This is a genomic window from Thauera sp. DNT-1, from assembly GCF_055393985.1.
In genome coordinates this window covers 3,145,592-3,159,055 of sequence record NZ_AP043752.1, presented here as the reverse complement: position 1 = coordinate 3,159,055, position 13,464 = coordinate 3,145,592, and the positions used below count along the sequence as shown (strand labels likewise).

The window sequence follows — 13,464 nt, the reverse complement described above, 5'->3', positions numbered from 1 at the left end:
GGGGAGCGCAGCGCAACACTGCGCACAGGCGTGCTGGCCTACGGCGGCAACGCGCCGGATAATCGGTCGCCTCCAAGGCGCCCCCTTCACCACGCGAGGACCTCCGCGATGCACGCTCCGGTCTCCGGCAGCCCCGGGACGGCGCCCGCCGTGCCCTCCCCCGCCCTGTCGCTGTCGCCCGCCCTGCTCTTCCTGCTCGTCTTCGTCGAGGGCTTCGTCTCGCTCGGCGCCGAGATCCTCGCGCTGCGCCGGCTGGTGCCGCACGTGGGCAGCGCGATCACGGTCACCGCGCCGACGATCGCCTTCTTCCTGCTCGCGCTGGCGCTCGGCTACCAGGCCGGCGGGCAGGTGGCTGGCGACTACCTCGCGCGCGTGCGGCGCAACTTCCTGCTCGCCGCGGCGCTGATCGCGCTCGGGCTGGCGGGTCCGGTGGTGGAGCTGGCCTTCGCCCGGCTGCAGCCGGCACCGGTGGCCTGGGCGGTGGTGGTGTGCGGCGTGCTGTGCCCGGTGGCCTGGCTGCTCGGCCAGACCGTGCCCATCCTCACCAACCTGCTGCGCCACGAGCGCGTCGGCGCGCGCAGCGGGGCGGCGCTGTACTGGTCAACGCTGGGCTCCTTCCTGGGCGCGCTGACGCTGTCGATGGGGGTGATGCAGTGGCTGGGCGTGGGCGCGGCGGTGCTGGTGTGCGCCGGCCTGTTGCTCACAGCGGTACCGGCGCTCGGCCGCGCGGCTGGTGCGCGCCTGCCGTCGGCCGCGGCGGCGCTCGCGATCGCGGGCATGGCGCTGGTGGCCAACCTGGTGCTGCCGCAGCAGATCGAGACCGCCTACGCCACCTACCGCGTCGAGGCGGTGGCGATCCCCGGCTACGTGGCACCCGAGGTCCTGCGCATCAACAACTCGCCGGCCTCCATCCTCGACGCCGGCGAGCCGCCGCGCTACGCGCGCTACATCCGCCGCCTGCGCGACCTGCTGCTCGACGAGCTCGGCTTCCGCGGGCGCAGCGTGCTGGTGCTGGGCGCCGGCGGCTTCACGCTCTCGCACCGCGAGCCGCTCAATCGTTACGTCTATGTCGATATCGACCCCGCAGTGAAGGAGATCGCCGAGCGCGACTTCCTGCGCGAGCCGGTGCGCGGCGAGTTCGTCGCCGCCGACGCGCGTGCCCACCTGCGCGAGACCGCCGCGCGCCACGACGCGGTGGTGGTCGACGTCTACAGCGCGCTCACCAGCATCCCCGCCCACCTGGTCACGCGCGAGTTCTGGCGCGCCACCCGTGCCGTGCTGAAGCCGGGCGGCGTCCTCGCCGCCAACCTGATCCTCGACCGCGAGCTCGCCAGCCCCTACGCGCGCAGCCTGCTGGCGAGCATCCAGGCCGAGTACGGCGCGTGCGCGGTCGAGGTGCTGTTCCGCGACCGCCCGCAGGGCAACGTGCTGGTGATCTGCTCCGCCCCGTCCACGGCGCACGCGGCGCAGGAACCCGCCCTGCCCTACACCGACGAGCGCAACCGCGCCGACCTCGACGTGCTGCGCGGCAGCTGATCAGCCGTCCGACGCCGCCAGTCCGGCCTCGAACACGTCCAGCGCGACCGGCTGCCCGAACAGGTAGCCCTGGTAGGCGCGGCAGCCGTGCGCCGCCAGGAAGGCATACTGCGCCTCGGTCTCGACCCCTTCGGCGATCACGGCGAGGCCGAGGCTGTCGCCGAGGGCGAGGATGGTGCGCACGATGCTGGCATCGTTGGGATCGGACATCAGGTCGCGCACGAAAGACTGGTCGATCTTCAACTGCGCCAGCGGCAGGCGCTTGAGATAGGCGAGCGAGGAGTAACCGGTGCCGAAGTCGTCGAGCGCGAAACGGATGCCGAGCGCACGCAGCGTCTCCATGCGCTCGATCACCGCCTCGGTGTCCTCGATCAGGCTGCTCTCGGTCAGCTCGAGCTTGAGGCGGTCCGCCGGCGCGCCGGTCTGTTCGAGCAGCGCACGCACCTCGTCGGCGAAGGACGGCTGACGGAACTGACGCGCGCTCACGTTGACCGCAAGCCGCAGGTGCGCGGTCGCGGGGTGGCGGGCCCACAGCGCGAGCTGCCGGCACCCCGTCGCCAGCACCCAGTGGCCGAGCGGCACGATCAGCCCGGTTTCCTCGGCGAGGTCGATGAATCCGCCCGGGTGGATCAGCCCCTTCTCGGGATGACGCCAGCGCACCAGCGCCTCGGCGCCCGCGGGCCGTCGCTGCGCATCCACCTGGACCTGGTAATGCAGCTCGAACTGGCCTCCGCGGATCGCCTGGCGCAGGTCGGAATGCAGGCGCGCGCGCGCGGTGACCGCGGCCTGCATGATCGGGTCGAAGAAGCTGACCGCGTTGCGCCCCGCGGCCTTGGCCTGGTAGAGCGCGGTATCGGCACGACGCAGCAGCTCGGCCGCGCCGACGCCCGGTTCGCCGAAGGCGCTGATGCCGATGCTGGCCGAGCACTGGTAGGAGATCGTCTCGCCCGCCGTGCCGCGCTGCAGCTGGAAGGGTCGGCCGAGCTCCCGGCCGATGCGGTCCGCGACCGCCTTGATGTGCAGGAGCTCGTCGGCGACGTCCTCGAGGTCCTCCAGGATCACCACGAACTCGTCGCCCCCCAGGCGCGCGGCCGTGTCGCCCTCGCGGATGCTCAGCCCGAGGCGCGCGGCGACCTTCATCAGCAGCTGGTCTCCGGCCTCGTGGCCGTGGGAATCGTTGAGCTCCTTGAAGTGGTCGAGGTCGATCAGCAGCAGCGCGCCCTGGTGCCGGCGACGCGCACTGCTGCTCAAGGCCCGCTCCAGGCGGTCGAACATCAGACGCCGGTTGGGCAGCCGGGTCAGCGGATCGAAGAAGGCGAGCTCGTGGATCTGGTGCTCCTGGCGCTTGCGCTCGGTGATGTCCTGGTTGAAACCGAAGATGCCCACCACCTCGCCGCCCACGCGGATCGGCGCGACCAGGCACTGGAAGATGCGCGTCTCGCCGTCGACCTCGTACTCGACCTCGCGATGGACGGTCTCGCCGGCGTAGGCACGGCGGTTGGTCTCCAGCCACTCGGTCCGTGCCGCGGGTTCCTTCGCGCTCTCTTCCGGACGCTGGCCGAGCAGGTCGCCCCAGTGCGCCACCGTCATCGCGTTCTGCAGGGTGCAGCGCCCGTCGAGGTCGCGCGCCCAGTATTCCACCGGGGTGTTGTCCACCACGGCGCGCAGCAGCGACTCCTGCTCCTGCAGCGCGCGCTCCATGCGCTCGCGGGCGGTCACCTCGCGCGAAAGCACGTTGAAGCGCTGCGTCCGGCCCGCCGCGCTGGCCATCGGCGCCACCGAGAGCTCGAACCAGCGCGTGCCCTGGGGCGCCTCCACCTTGAACACCTTGCCCGTGGAGCGCCCCTTCGCCGCCGCCTCGCGCAGGGCCTCGAGACAGACCTCGGCCTCTTCCGGCGGCAGCACCTCGCGCACGGTGCGCCCCAGGAACACTTCGGGCGGCGCGGCGAGCAGATCCTCGTCGGGAGTGCGGTAGCCGTGGCAGCGGCCTTCGATGTCGAACTCGAACAAGGGATCGGGCAGGGCCTGGAGGATCGCGGCATAGTCGTTCTTGAGGCCGACCAGCTCCCGCTCCTGCTGCTTGCGCGCCTCGATGTCGATGGCAAGGCCGATCACGCCGACCGGGCGGCCGCCGGCGTCGACGACCGGCTGCTTGATGTTCATGCAGCAGCGCGGCACGGGCGCGTCGGGAAAGCTCAGATATTCCTCGATGACCACCGCCCTGGCGGTCGCGATGACCTGCAGGTCGTTGCGGCGCAGGACCTCGGCCTGATCCGGCGGAAAAAGATCCTGGTCGCAGCGGCCGACGACATCGTCACGCGAGCGTTTCAGCAGCGAGCACGCGAGATCGTTGGCGTAGACATAGCGCCCGTCCGCATCCTTCATGTAGATCGGGACGCGCAGCGTGTCGATGGCCGCCCTCAGGCGAGCGTTGTCGTCGTTCATGTGCAGCCCTGTTGTCCTTGATGATCGCGGCCGGTCGAGCAGCCCGACTCGGGCACAACAGTGTCCGGATCAAGCGCACCGACTGCAACCACAAAATGCATACGGACTTCCCCCGCGGGCAGGGCAGCGGGCACGGTCGCGGCCCCTCGCCCTAGAATGACGGCGCGCCGAACCGACGCACGCCGACACCACAAGCTCGCCCGCCCTTCGTCACGATGACCACTCTCCGCCTGATCCTCGGCGACCAGCTCCACGCCGCCCACTCCTGGTTCCGCGCCCCGCGCGCCGACGCGCTGTACCTCATGATGGAGGTGCGCAGCGAGACCGACTACGTCCGCCACCATGCGCAGAAGGTGCTGGCGATCTTCGCCGCGATGCGCGCCTTCGCCGCCGCGCTGCAGGCCGCCGGTCATCGCGTGCGCTACCTGAAGATCGGCGACGCCGACAACCGCCAGTCCTTCGCCGCCAACCTGGCGCAGGTGGCGGCCGAGTGCGGCGCGACCCGCTTCGAGCGCATGGAGGCCGACGAGTGGCGGGTGGAGCGCCTGCTGGACGAGGCCGCGCAGACGCTCGGCCTGCCGCAGGCGGTGGTCGGCAGCGAGCACTTCCTCGCCGAGCGTGCCGAACTCGCGCAGCGCTTTGCCGCCAAGGTGCCGCGCATGGAGTTCTTCTACCGCGACCTGCGCCGCCGCCACCGCATCCTGGTCGACGCCGACGACGTCCCCGTGGGCGGGGTGTGGAACTTCGACGCGCAGAACCGCGAGAAATGGCCGGGCGACCCGCCCGCGCCGGCATGGCCCTGGCGCGGCCACGACCTCTGCGCGCTGTGGGACGAGATCGTCGCGGCGGGCGTGCGAACCATCGGTGCGCCCCATGCCGACCAGCTGCGCTGGCCGATCACCCGGCGCGAGGCGCGTGCCGGGCTGGCGCACTTCATCGAGCACGCCCTGCCCTGGTTCGGCCCCTACCAGGACGCGATGAGCACGCGCTCGACCACGCTGTTCCACTCCGGGCTGTCGTTCGCGCTCAACGTCAAGCTGCTGCACCCGCGCGAGGTCATCGACGCCGCGCTCGCCGCCTGGCAGGCGGGCAAGGTGGAGCTGGCGAGCTGCGAGGGCTTCGTGCGCCAGATCCTGGGCTGGAGGGAGTTCGTGCGCGGCGTGTATTGGGCGCGCATGCCGGGCTATGCGCAGGCCAATGCGCTCGACGCCCGGCGCCCGCTGCCGGAGTGGTACTGGAGCGGCGACACGAAGATGGCCTGCCTGCGCCACGCCATCGCGCAATCGCTCGACACCGCCTACGCCCACCACATCCAGCGCCTGATGATCACCGGCAACTTCGCGCTGCTGGCGGGCTGCGACCCGGACGCGGTGGACGCCTGGTACCTGGGCATCTACATCGACGCCTTCGAGTGGGTGGAGATGCCCAACACCCGCGGCATGAGCCAGTTCGCCGACGGCGGCGTGATCGCGAGCAAGCCCTACGCCGGCGCGGCGAGCTACATCGGCAAGCAGTCGGACTATTGCAAGGGCTGCGCCTACGACCCCAGGCGCCGCCACGGCGCCAGCGGCAAGCCGGCCTGCCCCTTCAACAGCCTGTACTGGGATTTCCTGCTGCGCCACGAGGCGCGCTTCGCACGCAACCCGCGCATGGCGATGCCGTACAAGGCGTGGGCGAAGATGGACGCGGGCGAGCGCGCCGCCACGCTGGCGCAGGCCGCGCACTGGCTGGCGCGGCTGGACGAACTCTGAGCGGGCCCGCCAACGGACAGAGCCCGGGCCTGCGCGGGCTCTGTCCTGTTTGCCACAGCACAAGGATCAGGCGGCCAGCGCTTCCCAGTCCAGGATCACCTTGCCGCTGTTGCCCGAGAGCATGGTCTCGAAGCCGGTCTTGAACTCCTCGACCGGGTAGTGGTGGGTGATGATCGGGCTCAGGTCCAGCCCGCTCTGCAGCATGGCGACCATCTTGTACCAGGTCTCGAACATCTCGCGGCCGTAGATGCCCTTGATCTCCAGGCCCTTGAAGATGACCTGGTTCCAGTCGATCGCGGTGTTGGACGGCGGAATGCCCAGCAGCGCGATCTTGCCGCCGTGGTTCATGTGCTCGAGCATCGAGGTGAACGCCGACGGCACGCCCGACATCTCGAGGCCGACGTCGAAGCCTTCGACCATGTGCAACTCGGTCTTCACGTCGGCGAGGTTCTCGCGGCTCACATTCACCGCGCGCGTCGCGCCCATCTTGCGGGCGAGCTCCAGGCGGTGATCGTTGACGTCCGTGATGACGACATGGCGCGCGCCGACGTGACGCGCGATCGCCACCGCCATGATGCCGATCGGGCCGGCGCCGGTGATGAGCACGTCCTCGCCGACCAGGTTGAAGGACAGCGCGGTATGGGTGGCGTTGCCGAAGGGGTCGAAGATCGCCGCGAGGTCGTCGGAGATGTCGTCGGGGATCTTGAACGCATTGACCGCCGGGATCGCCAGGTACTCGGCGAACGCGCCCGCGCGGTTCACGCCGACGCCCACGGTGTTGCGGCAGAGGTGGCGACGGCCGGCGCGGCAGTTGCGGCAGAAACCGCAGGTGATGTGCCCCTCGCCCGACACGCGGTCGCCGATCTTGAAGCCGCGCACCTCCTGGCCCATCTCGGCGATCACGCCGACGTACTCGTGGCCGACGTGCATGGGGACGGGAATGGTCTTCTGCGCCCACTCGTCCCACTTCCAGATATGGATGTCCGTGCCGCAGATCGCGGTCTTCTTGATCTTGATGAGGACGTCGTTGGGTCCGACTTCCGGCTTTTCCACGCTGGTCAGCGTGAGCCCCACCGACGGGGTCAATTTGGCCAAGGCCTTCATGGGATTCCTCTCAATCGATATCAGTGGTCGTGCTCACGCAATCGCGCCGAGTGCCTTGCCCACCTTGGCGAAGGCCGCCACCGCGCGGTCGATCTGCGCCGTGGTGTGCGCGGCGCTCATCTGCGTGCGGATGCGGGCCTTGCCCTTGGGCACGACCGGGAAGGAGAAGCCGATCACGTAGATGCCTTCCTTCAGCAGCTCTTCGGCCATGCGACCGGCCAGTTGCGCATCGCCGAGCATGACCGGGACGATGGGGTGATCCTTGCCCGCCAGCGTGAAGCCGAGCTTGGTCATCTCGCGGCGGAAATGTTCGCCGTTTTCCTTGACGCGACGGCACAGTTCAAGACCTTCGTCACTCGCGAGCAGCTCCATCACCTTGATCGAGGCCGCGGCGATGGAGGGCGCGAGCGTGTTGGAGAACAGATAGGGCCGCGAGCGCTGGCGCAGCAGTTCGATGATCTCCTTGTGCCCCGAGGTATAGCCTCCCGAGGAGCCCCCCAGCGCCTTGCCGAGCGTGCCGGTGATGATGTCCACGCGGCCTTCCACGCCGCAGTATTCCGCCGTTCCACGGCCGTGCGTGCCGACGAAGCCGACGGCATGGGAGTCGTCGACCATCACCAGCGCGCCATATTTGTCGGCCAGGTCGCAGACCGACTTCAGGTCGGCGATCACGCCGTCCATGGAGAACACGCCGTCGGTGGCGATCAGCTTGAAGCGCACGCCGGCGGCGTCCGCGGCCTGCAACTGCGCCTCGAGGTCGGCCATGTCGTTGTTGCGGTAGCGGTAGCGCCTGGCCTTGCACAGGCGCACGCCGTCGATGATGGAGGCGTGGTTGAGCTCGTCGGAGATGACCGCGTCCTCTTCGGTGAGCAGGGTCTCGAACAGGCCGCCGTTGGCGTCGAAGCAGCTGCCGTACAGGATGGTGTCCTCGGTGCCGAGAAACTTCGAGATGCTCGCCTCGAGCTGCTTGTGCACCGACTGCGTGCCGCAGATGAAGCGCACCGACGCCATGCCGAAGCCGTCCTCGGCCAGGCCGTCCTGGGCGGCCTTGACCAGGCGCGGGTCGTTGGCGAGCCCGAGGTAGTTGTTGGCGCAGAAGTTGAGGACGTCCGCACCGGTGCCGAGGTGGACCTGGGCACCCTGAGGGCTGTCGATGACGCGCTCGGCCTTGTAGAAGCCGTCGGCGCGGATCTGATCGACGACACCGTGCAGATGGGCTAGGAAGCGCTCGCGCGCCGGGGATTGGGGCTTGCCGCTCTGTTCGACGGCGGTTGCGGGATTCTTGTTCATGACGACTCCGTTGCAGTGCCCGGGGATTGGAAGCCCCCCGGGCAGGGCTTGATTCAGGGAGGGCGCGGGGCCGGAGCCCCGCCACGCCCGGAGGCCGCGACGGCCGCCGGACGGACACCTGCGCCGTGGCGCAGGCGCACGGTCATGCCGGGATCAGGTGCGATCCAGCTGGAGCGGCTCGCCGCTCTCCGCCGCGCAGGCGGCGGCGGTGAAGAGGACGTCGGTCGAGGAGTTCAGCGCGGTCTCGCACGAGTCCTGCACCACGCTGATGACGAAGCCGATCGCCACCACCTGCATCGCCACGTCGGCCTGGACGCCCAGCAGGCTGGTGGCCATCGGGATCAGCAGCAGCGAGCCCCCCGCCACGCCCGAGGCGCCGCATGCGGCGAGCGCGGACACCAGGCACAGCAGCAGCGCGGTCGGGAAGTCGGTCGCGATGCCGAGGGTGTGCGCCGCGGCGAGCGCCATCACCGAGATCGTGATCGCCGCGCCAGCCATGTTGATCGTGGCGCCGAGCGGGATCGAGATCGAATAGGTGTCCTCGTGCAGGCCCATGCGCTTGCACAGCTCGAGGTTGATGGGGATGTTGGCGGCCGAGCTGCGGGTGAAGAAGGCGGTGACGCCGCTCTCGCGCAGGCAGGTGAACACCAGCGGATAGGGGTTGGTGCGCAGCTTCCAGAACACGAACAGCGGGTTGACCACCAGGGCGACGAAGACCATGCAGCCCACGATCACCATCAGCAGCTTGCCGTAGCCGAGCAGCGCGTCGAAGCCGGACTCGCCCATGGTGGCGGCGACCAGGCCGAAGATGCCGAGCGGGGCGAAGCGGATCACCACCTGCACGATCGAGGACACCGCATCCGCGACGTCATTGACCATCTTGCGGGTGCTCTCCGCGGCATGGCGCAGCGCGACGCCGAGGCCGATCGCCCACGCCAGGATGCCGATGAAATTGGCTTCCATCAGCGCGCGCACCGGATTGGAGACGACGCTCAGCAGCAGGTTCTTGAGCACCCCGAGGATGCCGCCCGGCGGGTTGCCGGTCGCGGCCGCGGTGTCGAGCACCAGCGTGGTCGGGAAGGCGAAGCTGGCGATCACCGCCACCACCGCGGCGGCGAAGGTGCCGAGCAGGTAGAGGACGAGGATCGGGCGCATGTGCGTGGGCTGGCCGTGCCTGTGGTTGGCGATCGCCGCCGCCACCAGCACGAAGACCAGGATCGGCGCGACCGCCTTCAGCGCGGCGATGAAGAGGTCGCCGAGCAGCGCGACCGACTTGGTGGCGCCCGGCGCGATCAGCGCCAGTGCGATGCCGAGGACCAGACCGATGGCGATCTGGGAGATGAGGCTCATGCGCATCACGCGCTGCAGAGCCGTGGGGTTTGCGGTGGTCATTGAGTGTCTCCTCGTGGATGACGTTGTGGTTAGGGAAGCCGGGTGAGGCTGGACCCGGGCACGTGCGGGATGGGCTGTGCCGGGTCGGGGGTGGAACGGGTGGACATTCGGCTGGAGATCCGGTGTGGCGGCGCTCAGCACTCCGGAAAGCTGACGGCGAGGCCGCCGCGGGAGGTCTCCTTGTACTTGTCGAGCATGTCGCGGCCCGTGTCGCGCATGGTCCGGATCACCTGGTCGAGCGAGACCGTGTGCGCGCCGTCGCCGCGCAGGGCGAGCTGGGCGGCGTTGATGGCCTTGATCGAGGCCATCGCGTTGCGCTCGATGCAGGGCACCTGCACCAGGCCGCCGACGGGGTCGCAGGTCAGGCCGAGGTTGTGCTCGAGGCCGATCTCGGCGGCGTTCTCGACCTGCTCGGGCGTGCCGCCGAGCACTTCGGCCAGGCCCGCGGCGGCCATCGCGCAGGCCGAGCCGACCTCGCCCTGGCAGCCGACCTCGGCGCCGGAGATGGAGGCGTTCTTCTTGCACAGCACGCCGACCGCGGCGGCGGCGAGGAGGAAGTTCTCCACGTCGCGCTCGTCGCTGCCGGGCATGAACTTCATGTAGTAGTGCATCACCGCCGGGATGATACCGGCCGCACCATTGGTGGGCGCCGTGACGACGCGGCCGCCGCCGGCGTTCTCTTCATTGACCGCGAGCGCGTAGAGGTTGACCCAGTCGAGCGCGCTCATCGAGTCGCTGATCATGTTGCGCCCGCTCGCCTGCTCGCTGAGCTTGCGATACAGCCCCGGCGCGCGCCGGCGCACGTTGAGCCCGCCGGGCAGCACGCCCTCGTGACCCACGCCGCGCGTCACGCAGGCGCGCATCACGTCCCAGATGCGCAGCAGCGCGGCGCGCGTCTCCGCCTCGCTGCGCCAGGCCGACTCGTTGGCCAGCATCAGCTCGCTGATGCGCAGGCCGTGGCGGCGGCACTGGGCGAGCAGCTCTGCGCCGGTGTCGAAGGGATAGGGCACGGCGACCGCGGCCTCGGCCGGCGCGCCCGACTGCGCCTGCGCCTCGTCGACCACGAAGCCGCCACCCACCGAGTAGTAGGTGTTCTCGTACAGCACGCCAGCCTCGCCGTGCGCGGCCAGGCGCATCGCGTTGGGATGGTAGGGCAGGCTCACCGGCAGCAGGCGCAGGTCGCGCGTCCACTCGAAGGGCACCGCCGTCGTGCCGCCTAGCGGCAGGCTGGCATCGATGCGCACCGCATCGACCGCGCCCACCAGGAAGTCGGGATCGACCTCGTCCGGGCGCGCGCCCATCAGCCCGGCCACCACCGCGCGGTCGGTGCCGTGGCCAACGCCGGTCGCCGACAGCGAGCCGTAGAGCTTCGCCTCGATGCGGCGCACCTGGTCGAGCAGGTCGCGGCGCTGCAGCTCGGCGACGAAATCGTGCGCGGCCCGCATCGGCCCGACCGTGTGCGAGCTGGACGGACCGACGCCGATCTTGAACAGGTCGAGTACGCTGATGGACATGGGAGACTCCGAGGGGAAACGGCTTGTTGATTTAATTCTGCTAAGCACGAAAATATTTATCAGTGCATGAGCGGCATTCTCCAGCTGGATGGGCGGGTGCTCAATCGATAGTTATTGATCTTTTCTTTAGCAAAACTAAACCATGGCTACGAGCGCACCCTCCCAGATCCATACCCGGCTACGCGTCTTCCTCGCCGTCGCGCGTCACCTGTCCTTCACCCGCGCCGGCGAGGAGCTCAGCATCACCACCGGCGCGGTGAGCCAGCAGATCAAGCTGCTCGAGGACTGGCTCGCCCAGCGCCTGTTCCGCCGCCTGCCGCGCCGGCTCGAGCTCACCGACGCGGGCAAGCGCCTGCTCGCCGCGGTCGATCCGGCCTACGCCGCGGTCGAGCTCGCCATCGGCCGCCTGCGTGGCGGCGCGCTCAGCGGCGTGGTACGGGTGCGCACCCTGCCCTCCTTCCTCGCCACCTGGCTGGTCCCGCGTCTGCCGCGCCTGATGGCGCGCTTTCCGCAGATCGAGCTGCAGGTCGAGGCCGAGGACAGCACGTACTCGCTACGCGACGGCGAGTTCGACCTCGCGATCGACCTCAACGACGGCAGCTACCCCGGCTTCCAGAGCACCGTGCTGCTGGAAGAGGAGATCTTCCCGGTGTGCTCGCCACGCCTGCTCGAAGGCCGTCCACCGCTGCTCGGCGCCGAGGACCTGCGCCACTACCCGCTGCTGCACGACATGACCGCCTGGCGCGGGAGCCCGCCCTACGCCGAGTGGGAGCGCTACCTGAAGGCCATCGGCGCACCCCAGGTGGAGGTACGGCGCGGCTACATGTTCAACCGCAACCACATCACCATGCAGTGCGCGATCGCCGGCATGGGGGTGGCGATCGCGCGCCGCACCCTGATCACCGACGAGCTCGACAGCGGCCGCCTGGTGGCGCCCTTCGCGCAGTCGGTGCGCACCGGCAAGCGCTACTGCGTGATCCATTCCGCCGGGGCGCTCGCCGATCCGCGCGTGGCCACGGTGCACGACTGGCTGGCGGCCGAGGCGCGTGCGGCGGAGCTCGCCGCCGGCCCTTGCGCAGATACGGCGCCCGCGCCCGGCGACTGAACGCCAGCGGCCGCGGGCGCGGAGCCCGTCACCCGATCATGTGCCCGGGCAGCCAGGTCACCAGGCCGGGGAAGGTGTACAGCAGCACCACCGCCAGCACCATCAGCAGGAAGTAGGGCAGCGCGTAGCGCGCGATCACCGTCATGTCGCGCCCGGTGAGGCCCTGCAGCACGAAGAGGTTGAAGCCGACCGGCGGGGTGACCTGCGCCATCTCCACCACCACCACCACGAAGATGCCGAACCACAGCGGATCGATGCCCGCGGCCTGGATGGTCGGCATCAGCACCGCCATCGTCAGCACCACGATCGAGATGCCGTCGAGGAAGCAGCCGAGCAGGATGTAGAAGATCGCCAGCGCCACCAGCAGCATGCCCGGGGTGAGGCCGAGCCCGCCGATCCACTCGGCGAGATGGCGGGGCAGGCCGATGTAGCCCATCGCGAGGGTCAGGAAGGCCGAGCCGGCGAGGATCAGCGCGATCATGCAGTACAGCCGGGTGGCGCCCATCAGCGCACCGAAGAAGCTCTTGCGATTGAGCGTGCGCTGGCTGGCGGCGATGATCAGGCTGCCGATCACGCCGATCGCGGCGGCCTCGGTCGCGGTGGCGATGCCGCTGTAGATCGAGCCGAGCACGCCGCCGATCAGCAGGATCACCGGGATCAGGTTCTTCGAGGCGCGCAGCTTGCCCATGAAGTCGGTCTTGAGGTCGGCGGCGGGGATCTTGCCCGGGTTCATCAGCGACCACACCACCACCCAGCCCATGAACAGGCTCGCCAGCAGGATGCCGGGCAGCACGCCGCCGATGAAGAGCTTGGAGATCGACACGTCCGCCGCCACGCCGTACACGATCATGATGATCGAGGGCGGGATCAGCAGGCCCAGCGTGCCGGCACCGGCCAGGGTGCCCAGCGCCATCGACTCGGGGTAGCCGCGGCGCTGCAGCTCGGGCAGCGCGATCTTGCCGATGGTGGCGCAGGTCGCCGCCGACGAGCCCGACACCGCGGCGAACAAGGTGCAGCCGATGATGTTGGTGTGGAGCAGGCGGCCCGGCAGGCGTTCCAGCCAGGGCGACAGGCCCTTGAACATGTCTTCCGACAGCTTGGTGCGAAAGAGGATCTCGCCCATCCACAGGAACAGCGGCAGCGCGGTCAGGGTCCAGCTCGAACCGTGGCTCCAGATCGCCACCGCCATGCCGTCGCCCGGCGCGCGCGGCGTGAAGCCGAGCATGCCGAGGATGCCGATCGCCATCAGCGCGAGGCCGATCCATACGCCGCCGGCGAGCAGCGCCAGCATCAGGCCGATCAGTACGGCCGCAATCATGACTTCCAT

At 69.7% G+C, this 13,464-nt stretch carries 9 protein-coding genes; 3 read left to right on the top strand and 6 right to left on the bottom strand.

Going from position 1 to position 13,464, the window contains the following annotated elements; genetic code table 11:
* Positions 1 to 108 precede the first annotated feature (108 nt).
* Positions 109 to 1,536, top strand: coding sequence for a fused MFS/spermidine synthase (locus tag ACZ5PP_RS14570; protein ID WP_004309499.1), 1,428 nt, complete (start codon positions 109 to 111; stop codon positions 1,534 to 1,536).
* On the opposite strand, the gene ACZ5PP_RS14565 is transcribed toward ACZ5PP_RS14570, so the two are convergent.
* Positions 1,537 to 3,981: a sensor domain-containing protein gene (locus tag ACZ5PP_RS14565; RefSeq protein WP_276658889.1), complete on the bottom strand. Its 2,445-nt coding sequence runs from the start codon at positions 3,979 to 3,981 to the stop codon at positions 1,537 to 1,539.
* Positions 3,982 to 4,196: 215 nt separating this feature from the next.
* On the opposite strand from ACZ5PP_RS14565, the gene ACZ5PP_RS14560 reads away from it, so the two are divergent.
* Positions 4,197 to 5,732, top strand: coding sequence for a cryptochrome/photolyase family protein (locus ACZ5PP_RS14560; RefSeq protein WP_012584492.1), 1,536 nt, complete (start codon positions 4,197 to 4,199; stop codon positions 5,730 to 5,732).
* A 66-nt stretch (positions 5,733 to 5,798) separates the two neighbouring features.
* Here the strand turns inward: ACZ5PP_RS14560 and tdh are convergent, their stop codons facing one another.
* The 4 genes from tdh to ACZ5PP_RS14540 form a co-directional block, all read right to left on the bottom strand.
* Positions 5,799 to 6,836, bottom strand: coding sequence for an L-threonine 3-dehydrogenase (gene tdh / locus ACZ5PP_RS14555; RefSeq protein ID WP_004309492.1), 1,038 nt, complete (start codon positions 6,834 to 6,836; stop codon positions 5,799 to 5,801).
* 33 nt (positions 6,837 to 6,869) lie between these two features.
* On the bottom strand, positions 6,870 to 8,126 hold the full coding sequence (locus tag ACZ5PP_RS14550) for a glycine C-acetyltransferase (protein ID WP_276658904.1): 1,257 nt from the start codon (positions 8,124 to 8,126) through the stop codon (positions 6,870 to 6,872).
* Between the two features lie 153 nt (positions 8,127 to 8,279).
* Positions 8,280 to 9,518, bottom strand: a complete 1,239-nt coding sequence (sstT, locus tag ACZ5PP_RS14545) for a serine/threonine transporter SstT (RefSeq protein ID WP_004309489.1) — start codon at positions 9,516 to 9,518, stop codon at positions 8,280 to 8,282.
* Positions 9,519 to 9,652: 134 nt separating this feature from the next.
* Entirely contained in the window at positions 9,653 to 11,032 is a 1,380-nt protein-coding gene (locus ACZ5PP_RS14540) for an L-serine ammonia-lyase (protein WP_464826182.1), read from the bottom strand.
* A 142-nt stretch (positions 11,033 to 11,174) separates the two neighbouring features.
* Here ACZ5PP_RS14540 and ACZ5PP_RS14535 point away from each other — a divergent pair, with 142 nt between their 5' ends.
* Positions 11,175 to 12,137 carry a LysR substrate-binding domain-containing protein gene (locus ACZ5PP_RS14535; protein ID WP_004309486.1) on the top strand — a complete coding sequence of 321 codons (963 nt, stop codon included), beginning with the start codon at positions 11,175 to 11,177 and terminating at the stop codon, positions 12,135 to 12,137.
* Between the two features lie 28 nt (positions 12,138 to 12,165).
* On the opposite strand, the gene ACZ5PP_RS14530 is transcribed toward ACZ5PP_RS14535, so the two are convergent.
* Positions 12,166 to 13,464, bottom strand: a complete 1,299-nt coding sequence (locus ACZ5PP_RS14530) for a TRAP transporter large permease (protein WP_004309484.1) — start codon at positions 13,462 to 13,464, stop codon at positions 12,166 to 12,168.

What these genes read in the sequence shown, in the direction of transcription:
- ACZ5PP_RS14570 (WP_004309499.1), top strand. Translation starts at nt 109, where the DNA reads ATGCACGCTCCGGTCTCCGGCAGCCCCGGGACGGCGCCCGCCGTGCCC.
- ACZ5PP_RS14565 (WP_276658889.1), bottom strand. Translation starts at nt 3,981, where the DNA reads ATGAACGACGACAACGCTCGCCTGAGGGCGGCCATCGACACGCTGCGC.
- ACZ5PP_RS14560 (WP_012584492.1), top strand. Translation starts at nt 4,197, where the DNA reads ATGACCACTCTCCGCCTGATCCTCGGCGACCAGCTCCACGCCGCCCAC.
- tdh (WP_004309492.1), bottom strand. Translation starts at nt 6,836, where the DNA reads ATGAAGGCCTTGGCCAAATTGACCCCGTCGGTGGGGCTCACGCTGACC.
- ACZ5PP_RS14550 (WP_276658904.1), bottom strand. Translation starts at nt 8,126, where the DNA reads ATGAACAAGAATCCCGCAACCGCCGTCGAACAGAGCGGCAAGCCCCAA.
- sstT (WP_004309489.1), bottom strand. Translation starts at nt 9,518, where the DNA reads ATGACCACCGCAAACCCCACGGCTCTGCAGCGCGTGATGCGCATGAGC.
- ACZ5PP_RS14540 (WP_464826182.1), bottom strand. Translation starts at nt 11,032, where the DNA reads ATGTCCATCAGCGTACTCGACCTGTTCAAGATCGGCGTCGGTCCGTCC.
- ACZ5PP_RS14535 (WP_004309486.1), top strand. Translation starts at nt 11,175, where the DNA reads ATGGCTACGAGCGCACCCTCCCAGATCCATACCCGGCTACGCGTCTTC.
- ACZ5PP_RS14530 (WP_004309484.1), bottom strand. Translation starts at nt 13,464, where the DNA reads ATGGAAGTCATGATTGCGGCCGTACTGATCGGCCTGATGCTGGCGCTG.